Here is a 12,508-nt window from a genome sequence, read left to right on the forward strand (position 1 = left end):
GGAGCGAGGAGGTACCGATGGCAGCCGCCGGCGCCGCCGAACGCCGGATCGCCCACGACGACCCGGTGCTGCGCCACCGGGGCGCCGTCTCGCTGGAGCGCGGCCCGGGCTGGACCGCGCCGTGGCGCCTGCCGCACCACGAGGCGGAGCTGTACCTGCCGGAGGGCGGCACCGGGCGGGCGGCGATGCCGTCGGGGGTGCGGATCACCTTCCGTACCGACAGCCCCTCCCTGCGCTGCCGGTACCAGGCCGATCCGCCGCCCCGGCTCGACGGCCCGCCGGAGTGGGCCCGGCTGGACGTGGTGTGCGCCGGGCGCGCGCCGGTGACCGTGGAGCTGGCCGAGACGGGCCGGGACGAGGAGTTCCGGGTGGCCGGGCTGCCGGGCACGATGACCACGGTGGAGCTGTGGCTGCCGTTCTACCACCGGTTCCGGCTGCGCGGTCTGTCGGTCGCCGCGGGCGCGGCGGTGGAGCCGGACCGCGACGACCCGCCGCGGTGGCTGCACTGCGGCAGTTCGGTGTCGCAGGGCAGGGGCGCGGCCTCACCGAGCCGGACCTGGGCGGCGCTGGTCGCCCGGCGCCGGGGCTGGGACCTGACGTCGCTGGCGCTGGGCGCGTCCGACTGCCTCCAGCCGATGACGGCGCGGCTGATGCGCGAGCTGCCGGCCGAGCTGATCACCCTGTGCGTCGGCGTCAACGCGCAGGCGCTGGGCAGCCACAACCGGGACTCGCTGGTGTCCGCGCTGGTCGGTTTCGTCCGGACGGTCCGCGAGGGCCACCCGCACACACCGTTCGGGGTGATGTCGCCGATCGTGGCGCCCGAGCGGGAGCGGGTGCCGGGGCCGTCCGGGATGACCATGCGCGAGTGCCGGGCCCGGGTGCGGCGGGCGGTGGAGCTGCTGCGGGACCACGGGGACCACGCGCTGTACCACCTGGACGGGATGGAGGTGTTCGGGGCGAGCTGCACCGGGCTGATGCTGGAGCCGGCGGGCGGTGACCGGCTGCATCCGGCCCCGGCCGGCCACCCGGTTTTCGCCGCCCGCTTCGCGACCGTACTGCGGCGCGCCGGGTGCGTGCCGGCCCCGGGCGGTACGCCGCCGGGTGGTCCCCCGCCGGGACCGCCGTCTCCCGCGGTCCGGTCCGGCACCGGGCGGTCCGCTTCCGGCTGAACCGCCCGCCGGCCCGGCGCCGCGGCTCGGGTGGTGGTGCGGCGGTTACCCGCACCGGCGTCGCCTGCGGGCGTGCCCGGCGGGTGGCCGGCCGGGGCGCCGCGCGTCCGGAGGCCTCCCGGGGCGGCGAGGGCCCGGCCGGGGCCCGTGCGTCCGGTGCCGGCGGTAGGGCGCGCTGTCCGGGCGCGAGCCGGGCGGCCACCGGACGGCTCAGGTCCGGCCCGGTGGGCGGAGGGCGCACGGGTGCCGAACCGGCCGGGCGGGGCGGTTCCGCTCCGCGCGGCCCCGGTGGTGGTGCGGCGGTCACCGGTCCGCGGGCCCGGGTGGCAGCGGCCCCCGAACCGGTATGTGGCAGCGGGCCCGACCGCCCGGGTGCTGCCGGGACGACCACGCGTGGACGCCGGTCGCCCGTCCCGTCCGGGGCCTCGCCGGCCGGCCGGCGCGGGGTCGGCCGCCGCGCCACGGGTGGTGCTGCCCGTCAGCTCCCCGCGCCGTCCCGGTACGCCGCCGCGCGGCTGGAGGCCCTGCGAGGGGGCGTGGACCGGGGCGGCGGGGACCGAGGCCACGGGCGGGTACGAGACGGCGGACCCCTTCGGGACGACGGGCCCCCGGAAAGGCCCTCCAAAGCGGCGGGCCGCACGGCGCGGCCGGCATCCCGCGGCGGCGAGGGGCCGTGCCCCGGCCGGACCCCGGGCGCCCGGTGCCGGCGGGCGGGGCGCCCTCCGTGGGCGCGGGCCGGTCCGTCAGCCGCCGGTGTGGCGGTGCAGCAGGGCCCGCAGCTCCCGTTCGAAGTCGTCGTAGCGGGCGCGCAGTTCGGCGCCCGGCCAGTCGGCGGGCAGCAGCCGGGCGGGCAGCACCGGGTCGGTGAGGAGCAGCCGCAGGATCGCCGCGGCGACCGCGAACCGCTCGGCCGGCCCCGGTGCCCGGTCCATCCCGGTCAGCAGGGCGCGGGCCTGGCGGGCCCAGCCGTCCAGGTCCCACAGCCGGCCGGCGAGCGCGGCCGGGTCGTCCTCCGGTCCCCCGGTCAGCCAGGTGCACTGCTCGGCCGCCGCGGCCGGCCGGGCCCGTACCAGGTTGTCCGGCCGCAGCCAGGTCCCCTCGCGCAGTTCGGCCATCCGCAGCTCCGCCATTGCCGAGCGCAGCGCGCCGCGCTCGGCGGCCGGGCGGCGCTCGGAGGTGACCACCGCGATCTCCCAGCCGCCGTGCCAGCGGCGGGTGCGCGGGGCCCGGCTGTCGTCCTGCCGGGCCTGCCGGGCCAGCAGCCGGTCGGTGAGCCGGTACACGCCCCGGTGGTGCTCCAGGTCACCGGCCGCGACCATGCGGGTGAGCGCGGTCCGCACCGTGCCCTCCGCGGTGCCGAAGAGGGCGCCCACCCGTACCAGCGCCCGGGCCGGCAGCTGCGGCGGATGGTGGCCGAGCAGGGTGCTGAGCACCACCGAGCGTGCGGTCAGCGGCCGGGTGACCGGCGCGCCGGGAACCTCGGCGCGGCCGGCGCCCTCGTTGCCGGCGCCGGGGCCCGGGCCGTCGGTTGCGGTCTGCTCGTTCATCCCGCGGAACCCTATCCCTTACAGTTCCTCTTCACGCATCATGGAAGTGTAAGACCGGTTCCGCCGTCCGGTACGCCGGGACCGCCCTGCCCGCCGGGGTCGTCCCCGTACGCCGGTGCGGGCCCCGGCACGCCGGGGCCGTGCCGGTGCGGGGCCGCCGTCCCGCGATCCGTCCCCCGCCCGCGCCCGGAGGTAGCTGTGAGCGCAACGCACGAGGTCCTCAACCAGGCTCCGCCACTGATCGACTTCACCACCGCGGACGAGCCCGCCCTGCTGGAGGCGCTGCGCCGCGACGGCGGCGGGTGGGGCGAGCGGGAGGTCGCCTCGCTGGGCGAGCGCGCCGGGTCGGCCCAGGTGCAGGAGTGGGCGCGGCTGGCCGAGGAGCACCCGCCGGTGCTCCACACCCACGACCGGTACGGCCACCGGGTGGACGAGGTCGAGTACCACCCGGCGTACCACGAGCTGATGGCCACCGCGGTGGCGAGCGGCCAGCACGCGGCGGCCTGGGCCGAGCCGCGGGCGGGCGCCCACCTGGTGCGCGCGGCGAAGTTCTACGTCTTCGCGCAGGCCGAGCCGGGCCACGGCTGCCCGGTCTCCATGACGTACGCCGCGATCCCGGCGCTGCGCTCCGAACCGGAGCTGGCCGCCCGGTACGAACCGCTGCTGACGGCCCGGAGCTACGACTTCGGGCTGCGTCCGCCGCTGGGCAAGCGGGGGCTGATCGCGGGCATGTCGATGACCGAGAAGCAGGGCGGTTCGGACGTCCGGAGCAACACCACCGCCGCGGAGCCGGCCGGGGACGGCACCTACCGGCTGACCGGGCACAAGTGGTTCACCTCGGCGCCGATGAGCGACGTCTTCCTCACCCTGGCCCGGTCCGCCGAGGGGCTCACCTGTTTTCTGGTGCCCCGGGTCCTGCCGGACGGCAGCCGCAACGCGCTGCGGCTGATGCGGCTGAAGAACAAGCTGGGCAACCGCTCGAACGCCTCCTCCGAGGTGGAGTACGAGCGAGCGGTGGCCTGGCGGGTGGGCGAGCCGGGGCGCGGGGTGCGCACCATCGTGGAAATGGTCAACATCACCCGGCTGGACTGTGTGATCGGCTCGGCCGCGGGCATGCGGGCCGGGCTGCGGCAGGCGCTGCACCACGCCGAGCACCGGCGGGCGTTCGGCGCGGCGCTGGCCGACCAGCCGCTGATGCGCAACGTCCTCGCCGATCTGGCGGTGGAGTCGGAGGCGGCGACCACCCTGGCGATGCGGCTGGCGGCGGCGCTGGACCGGTCGGCGGCCGGGGACGCCGCCGAGGCCGCGTTCCGCCGGCTGGCGCTGGCCGCGGCCAAGTACTGGGTCTGCAAGCGCGGCAGCACGCATGCCGCGGAGGCCCTGGAGTGCCTGGGCGGCAACGGCTACGTCGAGGACTCCGGGATGCCGCGGCTGTACCGGGAGGCGCCGCTGCTGTCGATCTGGGAGGGGTCGGGGAACGTCGCCGCGCTGGACGTGCTGCGGGCGCTGGAGCGGGAGCCGGGCGCGCTCGACGCGTTCCTCGCCGAGGTGGGGACCGCGGCCGGGGCGGACCCGCGACTGGACGCCGCGGTCGCCCGTCTCCGTGCCCTGCTGCCGCACCTGGCCGACCGGGAGCGGGCCCAGCTCCTCGCCCGCCGGCTGGCCGAACAGCTGACCCTGGTGCTCCAGGGCAGCCTGCTGGTGCGGCACAGCCACCCGGCGGTGGCCGACGCCTTCTGCGCCTCCCGGCTCTCCGGTGACTGGGGGAACGCGTTCGGCACCCTGCCGCCGGGTGTGGACACCGGTGCCGTCCTGGACCGGGCGCGGCCGAAGGGCGGCCGGTGAGCGACCCGGTGCGCCCCGGGCCAGGCCGGGCGGAGCCGGGCGACGGCGCCCGGGGCGGCCGAGGCCGGGCCGACGGGGTCAGGGCGGCCGGGGCCGGGCCGACGGGGTCCAGGGCGGCCGGGGCCGGGCCGACGGGTCCGGGCCGGACGGAGCCGGGGCGACGGCGCCCGGGGCGGCCGGGGCCGGGCCGGCGGTGCGCACCGAGCGGGCGGGCCCGGTGACCACCGTGGTGCTCTCCCGGCCGGCGGTGCGCAACGCCGTGACGCCGCCACCGCCACCGCGCTCGCCGACGCCTTCCGCGCCTTCGACGCCGACCCCGGGGCACGGGTCGCGGTGCTGTGGGGCGAGGGCGGCACCTTCTGCTCGGGCGCCGACCTCAAGGCGCTGGCCGGCGGGCGGGGGAACCGGGTGGCGCCGGACGGCGACGGCCCGATGGGGCCGACCCGGCTGCGCCTGGCCAAACCGGTGATCGCCGCCGTCGCCGGGCACGCGGTGGCGGGCGGGCTGGAGCTGGCGCTCTGGTGCGACCTGCGGGTCGCCGAGGAGGACGCGGTGCTGGGGGTGTTCTGCCGCCGGTGGGGCGTTCCGCTGATCGACGGCGGTACGGTGCGGCTGCCCCGGTTGATCGGGACGAGCCGGGCGATGGACCTGGTGCTGACCGGACGCCCGGTCCCCGCGTCCGAGGCGTACGCCATGGGCCTGGTGAACCGGCTGGTGCCGCCCGGCCGGTCCCGCGCCGAGGCGGAGCGGCTGGCCGGGGAGATCGCCCGCTTCCCCCAGGCGTGCCTGCGCGCCGACCGGGCCTCGCTGCTGGCCCAGGAGGGGCTGCCGGAACAGGAGGCACTGGCGGCCGAACTCCGCGGCGGCCGGGCGGTGCTGGGTGAGGCCCGGGCGGGGGCCGCCCGCTTCGCCGCGGGCGCCGGCCGGCACGGCGGCTTCCCCGGCGGCCCGGGCCGCCACGGGGCCGGCCACGCGGACGACCGGGAGTGATCCCGCGGACAACCGGCCCCGGGTGACCGGGGCCGGTCAGGCGCCCTCACGGCCGGTCAGGCGCCGTCCGGCCGTCAGGCGCTCTCCGGGCCGGTCAGGGGATGGCCTCGATGCGCTCCATGTGCTCCTCGCCCCATGCGCCCAGCGGAACGAGCGCGGTGTTCAGGGACCGGCCGAACTCCGTCAGCGAGTACTCCACCTTCGGCGGGACCTGGTGGTAGACCTCGCGGTGCACCAGACCGCTCGTCTCCATCTCCCGGAGCTGGAGGATCAGCATCCGCTCGCTGATGCCGGCCACCGCCCGCCGCAACTCCCCGAAGCGCAGCGGCCCGTCCCCGAGCGAGAAGAGGATCAGCCCCTTCCACTTGCCGCCCATGACGGCGATGGCCGCGTCGAGTCCGCAGGTGTAGGTCCGTTCGGCCATCGGCTCTCCTCACAAAAATGTCAGTACCCCACAAAATTGTAGGTACTTGATGCTTTGTCAGCACCCACCCCAGGATGGACCCGTTGCCCCGCCGGACGCGCTGGTCGCCGCCGGCCCGGCGCACCCGTCCGCGATCCGTGCGGACGGGCGACGACCCGACTGCACGAAGGAGCCGGACATGGCCCGGGAGAACCGCACACCTGTGACCGTCATCGGACTGGGTGCCATGGGGCGGGCGCTGGCCGAGGCGTTCATCGACGCGGGCCACCCGACGACGGTGTGGAACCGCACGCCGGCCAAGGCCGCACCGCTGGTGGCCGCAGGCGCCGTCCACGCCACGGCGGTGGAGGCCGCGGTGGCGGCGAGCCCGCTGGTCATCACGTGCCTGACCACGTTCGAGGACACCCGGTCCGCCCTGGAGCCGGCCGTGGCGGCACTGGCCGGACGCGACCTCACCACCTTGAACAGCGGCTCGCCCGCCGGTGCCCGGGCCACCGCCGCCTGGGCGGCCGGCCACGGCGCCCGGTTCCTGGCCGGGGCGGTCAAGAACGTACCGGCGGCGGTGGGGCAGGCGGACACCCTGCTGTACTACAGCGGTGACCGGGCGGTCTTCGACACCCACCGGGAGACGCTGCGGGTGCTGGGCGGCGACACCGTCCACCTCGGGGACGAGGCGGACCTCGCGGCGCTCTACGAGATGGCCGTGGGCGCCACGCTGCTGCCCGTGCTCGCCGGGTTCTTCCAGGGGGCCGCGGCCGTCCGGGCGCGCGGGCTGGAGGCGGGCAGCATGGTGCGGTTCGCCGGCAAGTGGCTGGACATGATCAAGTCCCTGCTGCCCGTCTACGCGCGGGAGATCGACAGCGGCGACTACACCGACGCCGCCTCCTCGGTGAACCTCTTCCTCGCGGGTGCGGCCCACGACGCGGACCTGGCCGAGGAGACCGGCGTCGATGTGTCCTGGCTGGCTCCGCTGCACGACCTGGTGCGGCGGGCGGCCGAGGCGGGCCACGGCGACCACAGCATCTCGGCCCTGACCGAAATCCTCCGGGAGCCGGCACCGACGGCGTAGCGGGGCCGCCCCGCACCGCGTCCGCGGCGGTCGCGGGCGTCGTGCCGTGGAGGACGTGCCGCCGGATCGCCGCCGTCGTGCCGCGGAGGACGTGCCGCCGGCCCGCCACCGGCGGAGGTCGCCGCGCCGGGCCGCGCCGGGCCACGGCGGGCCGCGGCGCGGTCAGGCCGGCGGTCAGGCGGGCGGCGCCGTCCCGGACGACCCGTCTCCGGCGACGGATGCGACGAGCCCTCAGCACACAGGCAGGCCCCGCATACGTCATCTGGTCGGATTTCCCCCTATCGGGGGAATCGACACCGCCGAACGGCTGAAGGCGGTCCGGGTGCCTCACCATCGTCGTCGTGAATCGATGGAAACGGGCGGGGCACGCCGGCTGTGCGGTGCTCGCCCTCGCCGTCGCCTCGGCCGGGGCGACGGCCTCCGCCCGCCCCGGCCCCGGCCCCGCGAAGCACGCGTGGTGCTGGTGCGTCTCGGCATCGGCGGGCCCGGGGGGGCGGCCACGCGTGGATCGGCTGGTGCCCGACCCCCACGCCGACCCCGACGCCCACTCCCACGCCGACCCCCGACTCCCACCCCGACGCCGACCCCCACACCGTCCCCCACTCCCACCCCGACACCTTCCCCGACCCCCGTCCCCCGACGGCTTCCCCCACCTCTACGGTCTCCCCACGCCGACCCCGACCGCCACCGCGACCCCCGGCAGCCCCACCCCGGCCCTCCCAGCGGTTCCCGGCCGGCCCGCCCGGCACCCGGCCGCCCGGCACCCGCGTCCCCGCTCCCCCGCGGTCGCCGTCCGCGGTGCCACCGCGCGCCACCGGCGAGGTGCGGCCCGGCCGGCCCCCACGGGTTCGGCGCACCCGGCGCCACCGGCCCCGTCGAGCCCGGCGTTCGTGCCCCGCGCCTACCGGCCGTCCGCGGGGCAGCCCCCCGAGCGCGGCTCCTCGCTGGTCACCACCACCCTGCTGCTCACCGCGCCCGCCGTGCTGGCGGCTGCCGCGCTCCGCCCCCGCCCCCGTTCCCGTGCCGCCGCCGGTGGCCGGGAAGGGCGCTGACGACCCCGGGAGGTCCCGTCTCATGTCCGAGTGGATGGTGCTGCTGATCGCGATGGCCGCGGCCTGCGCGGTGGTCCTGGCCATCACCGTGCTCAAGGAGCGCCGCGTCGGCGAGGACTACGACCCCTCGGAGACCCCCGACGTCATCGAGTACATGACGATGATGGTCGGCGTGGTGTACGCGATCGTGCTCGGGCTGGCGATCGCCGGGGTCTGGGAGGCCCGGGGCGCCGCGCAGGACGGTGTGCGGCTGGAGGCGCAGGCACTGTTCGAGGTGAGCGAACGCGCGGGCGCCTACCCCGCGCCGGTCCGCGACCGCATCCGGGCCGATGTGCGGGCCTACGTGGACCACGTGGTGGAGACCGAGTGGCGGGTGATGATCGACAAGGGTGAACTGACGGACCGCGGTGATGAGTTGCTCCGCGAGCTGCGGCGCGAGGTCACTCGTCAGCTGCCCCCCGGTGAGGTGGCGGCGCAGACGTACCAGCCGCTGGTGGACCGGGTGGCCGCGGTCGCCGACGCCCGCGGGGCCCGGGAGCAGAGCGCCGGCCCGACCATGCCGGGAGTGGTCTGGTTCGGGCTGGTGCTGGGGGCCGTGCTGACCGTGGGGCTGATCTTCACCCTGCAGATCCGCCGGTCCGCGCGCGAGCTGATGCTGGCCGGGCTGTTCAGCATGCTCATCGCGTTCCTGCTCTTCCTGGTCTGGGACTTCGACGCGCCCTTCGGCCGCTCGGTGGGCGACACCACCGGCCCGTTCACCGACCTGTTCCCCACCTGACGCCCGGTGGCTGCGGCACGCCCGGCTCCCCGTCCGACGGCTGACGCCTGACAGCTGACGCACGGTGGCCCGGGGCCGCCGTCCCGCCGGAAGGGTGCTCAGCCGACGGTGACCGGGAGGATGCGGCGCAGCGGGTCCTCGGGGAGCCGGCCGTGGCGCTTCCACTCCCGGGGGTAGCCCACCGAGACCTCCTGGAAGCGGACGCCGTCCTCGACCGTGATGCGCGGGATGTGCAGATGTCCGTAGACCACCGTCTCGGCCCGGAACCGCACGTGCCAGTCGGCGGTCAGCTCACTGCCGCACCACAGGGCGAAGTCGGGGTAGCGCAGCACCTGGGTGGGCAGCCGGGTGAGCGGCCAGTGGTTGATCAGGACGGTCTTCCGCGCCGGGTCGCAGGCCGCCAGGCGGCGTTCGGTCTCCTCGATGCGGGCCCGGCACCAGGCGTCCCGGGTGGGGTAGGGGTCGGGGTGGAGGAAGTGTTCGTCGGTGCAGACCACCCCGGCGTCGTGGGCGTGGGCGAGGGCCTCCTCCTTGGTCTCGATGCCCGGCAGCCGGAAGGTGTAGTCGTACAGCAGGAAGAGCGGGGCGATGGTCAGCGGGCCGCCCTTGCCCTCCCACACCGGGTACGGGTCCTCGGGGGTGACGATGCCCTTGGCGCGGCACATCTCCACCAGTCGCTCGTAGCGGGCGACGCCGCGCAGTTCCAGGGGGTCCTTGGGGTGGGTCCACAGCTCGTGGTTCCCCGGTACCCAGATGACCTTGGCGAATCGTTGGCTCAGCAGCCCCAGCGCCCATTCGATGTCGGCGAACACCTCGCCGACGTCACCGGCGACGATCACCCAGTCCTCGTCGGAGCCCGGCCGCAGCCGCTCCACGATCGCCCGGTTCTCCTCGTAGGCCACGTGCAGGTCGCTGATGGCGAGTAGCTCGCCCCGGTGCGTGCCGCCCATTACTTCTCCTGTCGTACGGTGCCGGTCGTGATGCGCTGCTCGGCGACCCGGTTGAACGGTGTTCCGGTCCCGGCGTTAGCCTCGCAGATGTGGTGGACAAACTGCCCGCGTCGTTCGAGCGCGGTACGGACGGCCCCAAGGTCATCGTCTCCGGGCTGGACGGCTCGGACTCCTCGTGGCGTGCCGTGGCCTACGCCGCCGGGCTGGCGCGGCGGCAGAACGCGCTGCTCGCCGTGGTCTACGTACAGCCGCTGCTGACCACCGGCGCGGCGCTGGGGGCCGCCCCGGCGGTGGAGGCCACCGAGGAGGTCGCCCGGGCGCTGGAGGCGGAGCTGCGGCAGGCGGTGGAGCGGATGCACGGACTGCACGTGCCGCGCTGGCAGTTCCACACCTTCCGCGGCGACCCGTACAACGGGCTGGTGTCCGCGGCCGACGAGCTGACGGCGGACGCGGTGGTGGTGGGCGCCTCGGAGCGGGCCGGCCACCGGCTCGTCGGCTCGGTGGCGGTGCGGCTGGTGAAGGCGGGGCGCTGGCCGGTGACGGTCGTGCCGTAACCGGTGCCGCGGCGTCGCCGGCCGGAGGTGTCCGCCCGGTCCGCCCTGGTACCGGACGCGTCCGGACGGCCCGCCTCCGTACGGCGCACGGGGGGCTCCGGGCGCGGCGCCCGGCTCGCGAAGCCGATGCGGGTGGGGCACGGTGGGAGGAGCAACCGGACCATCGCACGGAGCGGGGAGACCGCCATGTCGCACCACACCTACCGGGTGACCGAGATCGTCGGCACGTCGCACCAGGGCGTCGACGACGCGATCCGCAACGGCATCGGACGCGCCGCGCAGACCCTGCGGAACCTGGACTGGTTCGAGGTCGGCCAGGTCCGCGGCAACATCGAGGACGGCGCGGTGGCGCACTACCAGGTGTGCATGAAGGTCGGCTTCCGCCTGGAGGACACGCAGGGCGGGTCCGGCGACGCCTCCTGAGGCGGCCGGCTCAGCCACCGGACCCCATCCTTGCCATCTCTCCCCCGTCGTCTCCCCCGCCGGGGACCCGGCGCGTCACCGTGCCCCTTCCCCATCATGACCGATCATCAGCCTAAGCGAGATCGGTTCCGCGCGGGCGGCGCCGGGGCCGGTGCCGGCCGGGCGGTCACCGGGCGGGCCGGTCGCTGACCGTGGCGTTCCAGTCGATGGTGTGGCCGGTCAGCCAGTCGTCGGCGCCGGCGCTCCCCCGGTCCAGCCGGAGCGGCAGGACCACGTCCCGGACCATCCGGCCCAGCGCCCCGGGCGTGGTGTGCCGGGACATCGCGGCGCTGGTGGCGACCAGCCGCTCGACGCGCGGCCGGCGCAGCCGTTCGAAGGCGGCGAAGGCCCTGCGGCGCGGCAGGTCCCGCAGACAGGCGGCGAGCAGCACGCCGTCCTCCATGGCCATGGACGCGCCCTGGGCGGCGTTGGGCGCGGCGGCGTGCGCGGCGTCGCCTATGACGATCATGGCGTCCCCGTACCAGTTCGGGACGGAGGCCAGGTCGTAGGCGTTGCTGGCGACGATCTCGTCGCCGGTGGCGCGGACGAGGGAGGCGGCGGGGGTGCGGTCCTCGTCGAACAGCGCCGCCACCCGCTCGCGCCACTGCTCGGGGGTGACCGCCGCGAGCCGGTCCCGGGGGATCTCGGGGCCCGGGGCGTTGGCGAACCACCACACCTCGCCGTCCGGACCGGCGGTGCACCCGAAGAACGCCCGCTTGCCGTAGATCATGGTGTACGTCCCCGGCTCCGGCGGCTCCGGCGCGTCCCGGGTGAAGCCGCAGACGGTGGTCTGGCCGGTGAACCGCGGCCGCGGCGCCGCCGCGTCGATGATCTTCCGGGTGAGGGAGTGGATGCCGTCGGCCCCGATGAGCAGATCGCCCTGGGCCCGGCCGCCGTCGGCGAAGGAGGCCACGATGCGCCCGTTGGGTGCGGTGTGGGCGGCGGCGAACCGCTTGCCGTGCTCGATGGTGACGCCGCGCCGCTCCGCCTCCTCGTGCAGCACCCGGTAGAGCGTGGCGCGCTTGAGGGTCCGCGCCCCCGCGCCCCCGTCGAACCCGGCGATCGGCCGGGACCCGAGCCGCTTCCCGGTGTTGCTGATGAACTCCACGCGTTCGGCGGGGAACGAGTTGTCGATCACCGGCCGGTGCGCGTCGATGGCGTGCAGCGCCTGCAGCCCGTTGGCGAAGACGGTGAGGAAGGCGCCGGCGTCGTCCGCGCCACTGGCGTGGGACTCGTGGACGACGGCGTGGATGCCCGCCCTCTGCAGCGCCATCGCCGTCACCACTCCGGCGATTCCGCCACCGATGATCAAGGCGTCGGTCATGCTGTGCTGCTCCATGCGGTCGGTTCGGGCGGGGGTCCCGCGGCGGCGCCGACAGGGCCGCCCGCGCCCGCCCGTGACCGGGCGGCGCCGACCGGACCGCGCCGCTCCGCCGCAGCTTAGGGCCGGGGACGGGGCCCGGGTGGGCAGGGGCCGGGAAGTGACCGGCCCGGACGGGCGGTTCGGGACGGCTTGGCCGTCATGTCCGGCCCCCCGCGGCGCCGGACCGGCCCGGGAGCCGCCGGGCACGCCCCGCGGCGCGCGAGGGCGGCACGGGCCTCCCCGGGGGTGGGACGGTGGCGTCACCCGGGGGCGCGGGGCGGTGGCCGCGGACGCCCGGTTCGTCG

11 protein-coding genes and 1 pseudogene are annotated in these 12,508 nt (G+C 76.6%); 8 read left to right on the forward strand and 4 right to left on the reverse strand.

The genetic code is table 11. From position 1 onward, the window contains the following. Positions 1-17 precede the first annotated feature (17 nt). Entirely contained in the window at positions 18-1,169 is a 1,152-nt protein-coding gene (locus IHE55_RS01540) for a GDSL-type esterase/lipase family protein (RefSeq protein ID WP_197987358.1), read from the forward strand. Positions 1,170-1,912: 743 nt separating this feature from the next. On the opposite strand, the gene IHE55_RS01545 is transcribed toward IHE55_RS01540, so the two are convergent. After that, positions 1,913-2,716: a PaaX family transcriptional regulator C-terminal domain-containing protein gene (locus IHE55_RS01545; RefSeq protein ID WP_197987359.1), complete on the reverse strand. Its 804-nt coding sequence runs from the start codon at positions 2,714-2,716 to the stop codon at positions 1,913-1,915. 198 nt (positions 2,717-2,914) lie between these two features. On the opposite strand from IHE55_RS01545, the gene IHE55_RS01550 reads away from it, so the two are divergent. Both IHE55_RS01550 and IHE55_RS01555 read left to right on the forward strand, forming a co-directional pair. Further along, on the forward strand, positions 2,915-4,561 hold the full coding sequence (locus IHE55_RS01550) for an acyl-CoA dehydrogenase family protein (protein ID WP_197987360.1): 1,647 nt from the start codon (positions 2,915-2,917) through the stop codon (positions 4,559-4,561). Positions 4,562-4,754: 193 nt separating this feature from the next. Next, positions 4,755-5,551: pseudogene (locus IHE55_RS01555) on the forward strand (crotonase/enoyl-CoA hydratase family protein). A 94-nt stretch (positions 5,552-5,645) separates the two neighbouring features. On the opposite strand, the gene IHE55_RS01560 reads toward IHE55_RS01555, so the two are convergent. Further along, on the reverse strand, positions 5,646-5,975 hold the full coding sequence (locus tag IHE55_RS01560) for a winged helix-turn-helix transcriptional regulator (protein WP_197987361.1): 330 nt from the start codon (positions 5,973-5,975) through the stop codon (positions 5,646-5,648). Positions 5,976-6,153: 178 nt separating this feature from the next. On the opposite strand from IHE55_RS01560, the gene IHE55_RS01565 reads away from it, so the two are divergent. The 3 genes from IHE55_RS01565 to IHE55_RS01575 all read left to right on the forward strand — a co-directional run bounded on the left by IHE55_RS01565 (position 6,154) and on the right by IHE55_RS01575 (position 8,874). After that, on the forward strand, positions 6,154-7,044 hold the full coding sequence (locus tag IHE55_RS01565) for an NAD(P)-dependent oxidoreductase (RefSeq protein WP_197987362.1): 891 nt from the start codon (positions 6,154-6,156) through the stop codon (positions 7,042-7,044). 890 nt (positions 7,045-7,934) lie between these two features. Continuing rightward, positions 7,935-8,096 (forward strand): hypothetical protein, encoded by a 162-nt coding sequence (locus tag IHE55_RS01570; RefSeq protein WP_197987363.1) that lies wholly within the window; start codon positions 7,935-7,937, stop codon positions 8,094-8,096. A gap of 22 nt (positions 8,097-8,118) precedes the next feature. After that, positions 8,119-8,874: a bestrophin-like domain gene (locus tag IHE55_RS01575; RefSeq protein WP_197987364.1), complete on the forward strand. Its 756-nt coding sequence runs from the start codon at positions 8,119-8,121 to the stop codon at positions 8,872-8,874. A gap of 98 nt (positions 8,875-8,972) precedes the next feature. Here the strand turns inward: IHE55_RS01575 and IHE55_RS01580 are convergent, their stop codons facing one another. Next, a complete protein-coding gene (locus IHE55_RS01580; protein ID WP_197987365.1) occupies positions 8,973-9,824 on the reverse strand; it encodes a metallophosphoesterase family protein in 852 nt (283 codons plus the stop codon). 89 nt (positions 9,825-9,913) lie between these two features. Here IHE55_RS01580 and IHE55_RS01585 point away from each other — a divergent pair, with 89 nt between their 5' ends. Together IHE55_RS01585 and IHE55_RS01590 are read left to right on the forward strand one after the other, a co-directional pair. Continuing rightward, entirely contained in the window at positions 9,914-10,378 is a 465-nt protein-coding gene (locus IHE55_RS01585) for a universal stress protein (protein WP_197987366.1), read from the forward strand. 186 nt (positions 10,379-10,564) lie between these two features. Next, the gene (locus tag IHE55_RS01590; protein ID WP_197987367.1) at positions 10,565-10,801 is read left to right on the forward strand and encodes a dodecin; all 237 of its coding nucleotides are present in this window, start codon (positions 10,565-10,567) and stop codon (positions 10,799-10,801) included. A 166-nt stretch (positions 10,802-10,967) separates the two neighbouring features. Here IHE55_RS01590 and IHE55_RS01595 read toward each other — a convergent pair whose 3' ends face one another. Next, positions 10,968-12,164 (reverse strand): FAD-dependent monooxygenase, encoded by a 1,197-nt coding sequence (locus IHE55_RS01595; RefSeq protein WP_197987368.1) that lies wholly within the window; start codon positions 12,162-12,164, stop codon positions 10,968-10,970. Positions 12,165-12,508: the final 344 nt, after the last annotated feature.

The organism is Streptomyces pactum, assembly GCF_016031615.1.
Classification (GTDB): Bacteria; Actinomycetota; Actinomycetes; order Streptomycetales; family Streptomycetaceae; genus Streptomyces; species Streptomyces pactus.

Bases quoted from the DNA above. Each gene is read 5' to 3' on its own strand.
- IHE55_RS01540 (WP_197987358.1), top strand. From the start codon at position 18: ATGGCAGCCGCCGGCGCCGCCGAACGCCGGATCGCCCACGACGACCCG.
- IHE55_RS01545 (WP_197987359.1), bottom strand. From the start codon at position 2,716: ATGAACGAGCAGACCGCAACCGACGGCCCGGGCCCCGGCGCCGGCAAC.
- IHE55_RS01560 (WP_197987361.1), bottom strand. From the start codon at position 5,975: ATGGCCGAACGGACCTACACCTGCGGACTCGACGCGGCCATCGCCGTC.
- IHE55_RS01565 (WP_197987362.1), top strand. From the start codon at position 6,154: ATGGCCCGGGAGAACCGCACACCTGTGACCGTCATCGGACTGGGTGCC.
- IHE55_RS01575 (WP_197987364.1), top strand. From the start codon at position 8,119: ATGTCCGAGTGGATGGTGCTGCTGATCGCGATGGCCGCGGCCTGCGCG.
- IHE55_RS01580 (WP_197987365.1), bottom strand. From the start codon at position 9,824: ATGGGCGGCACGCACCGGGGCGAGCTACTCGCCATCAGCGACCTGCAC.
- IHE55_RS01590 (WP_197987367.1), top strand. From the start codon at position 10,565: ATGTCGCACCACACCTACCGGGTGACCGAGATCGTCGGCACGTCGCAC.
- IHE55_RS01595 (WP_197987368.1), bottom strand. From the start codon at position 12,164: ATGACCGACGCCTTGATCATCGGTGGCGGAATCGCCGGAGTGGTGACG.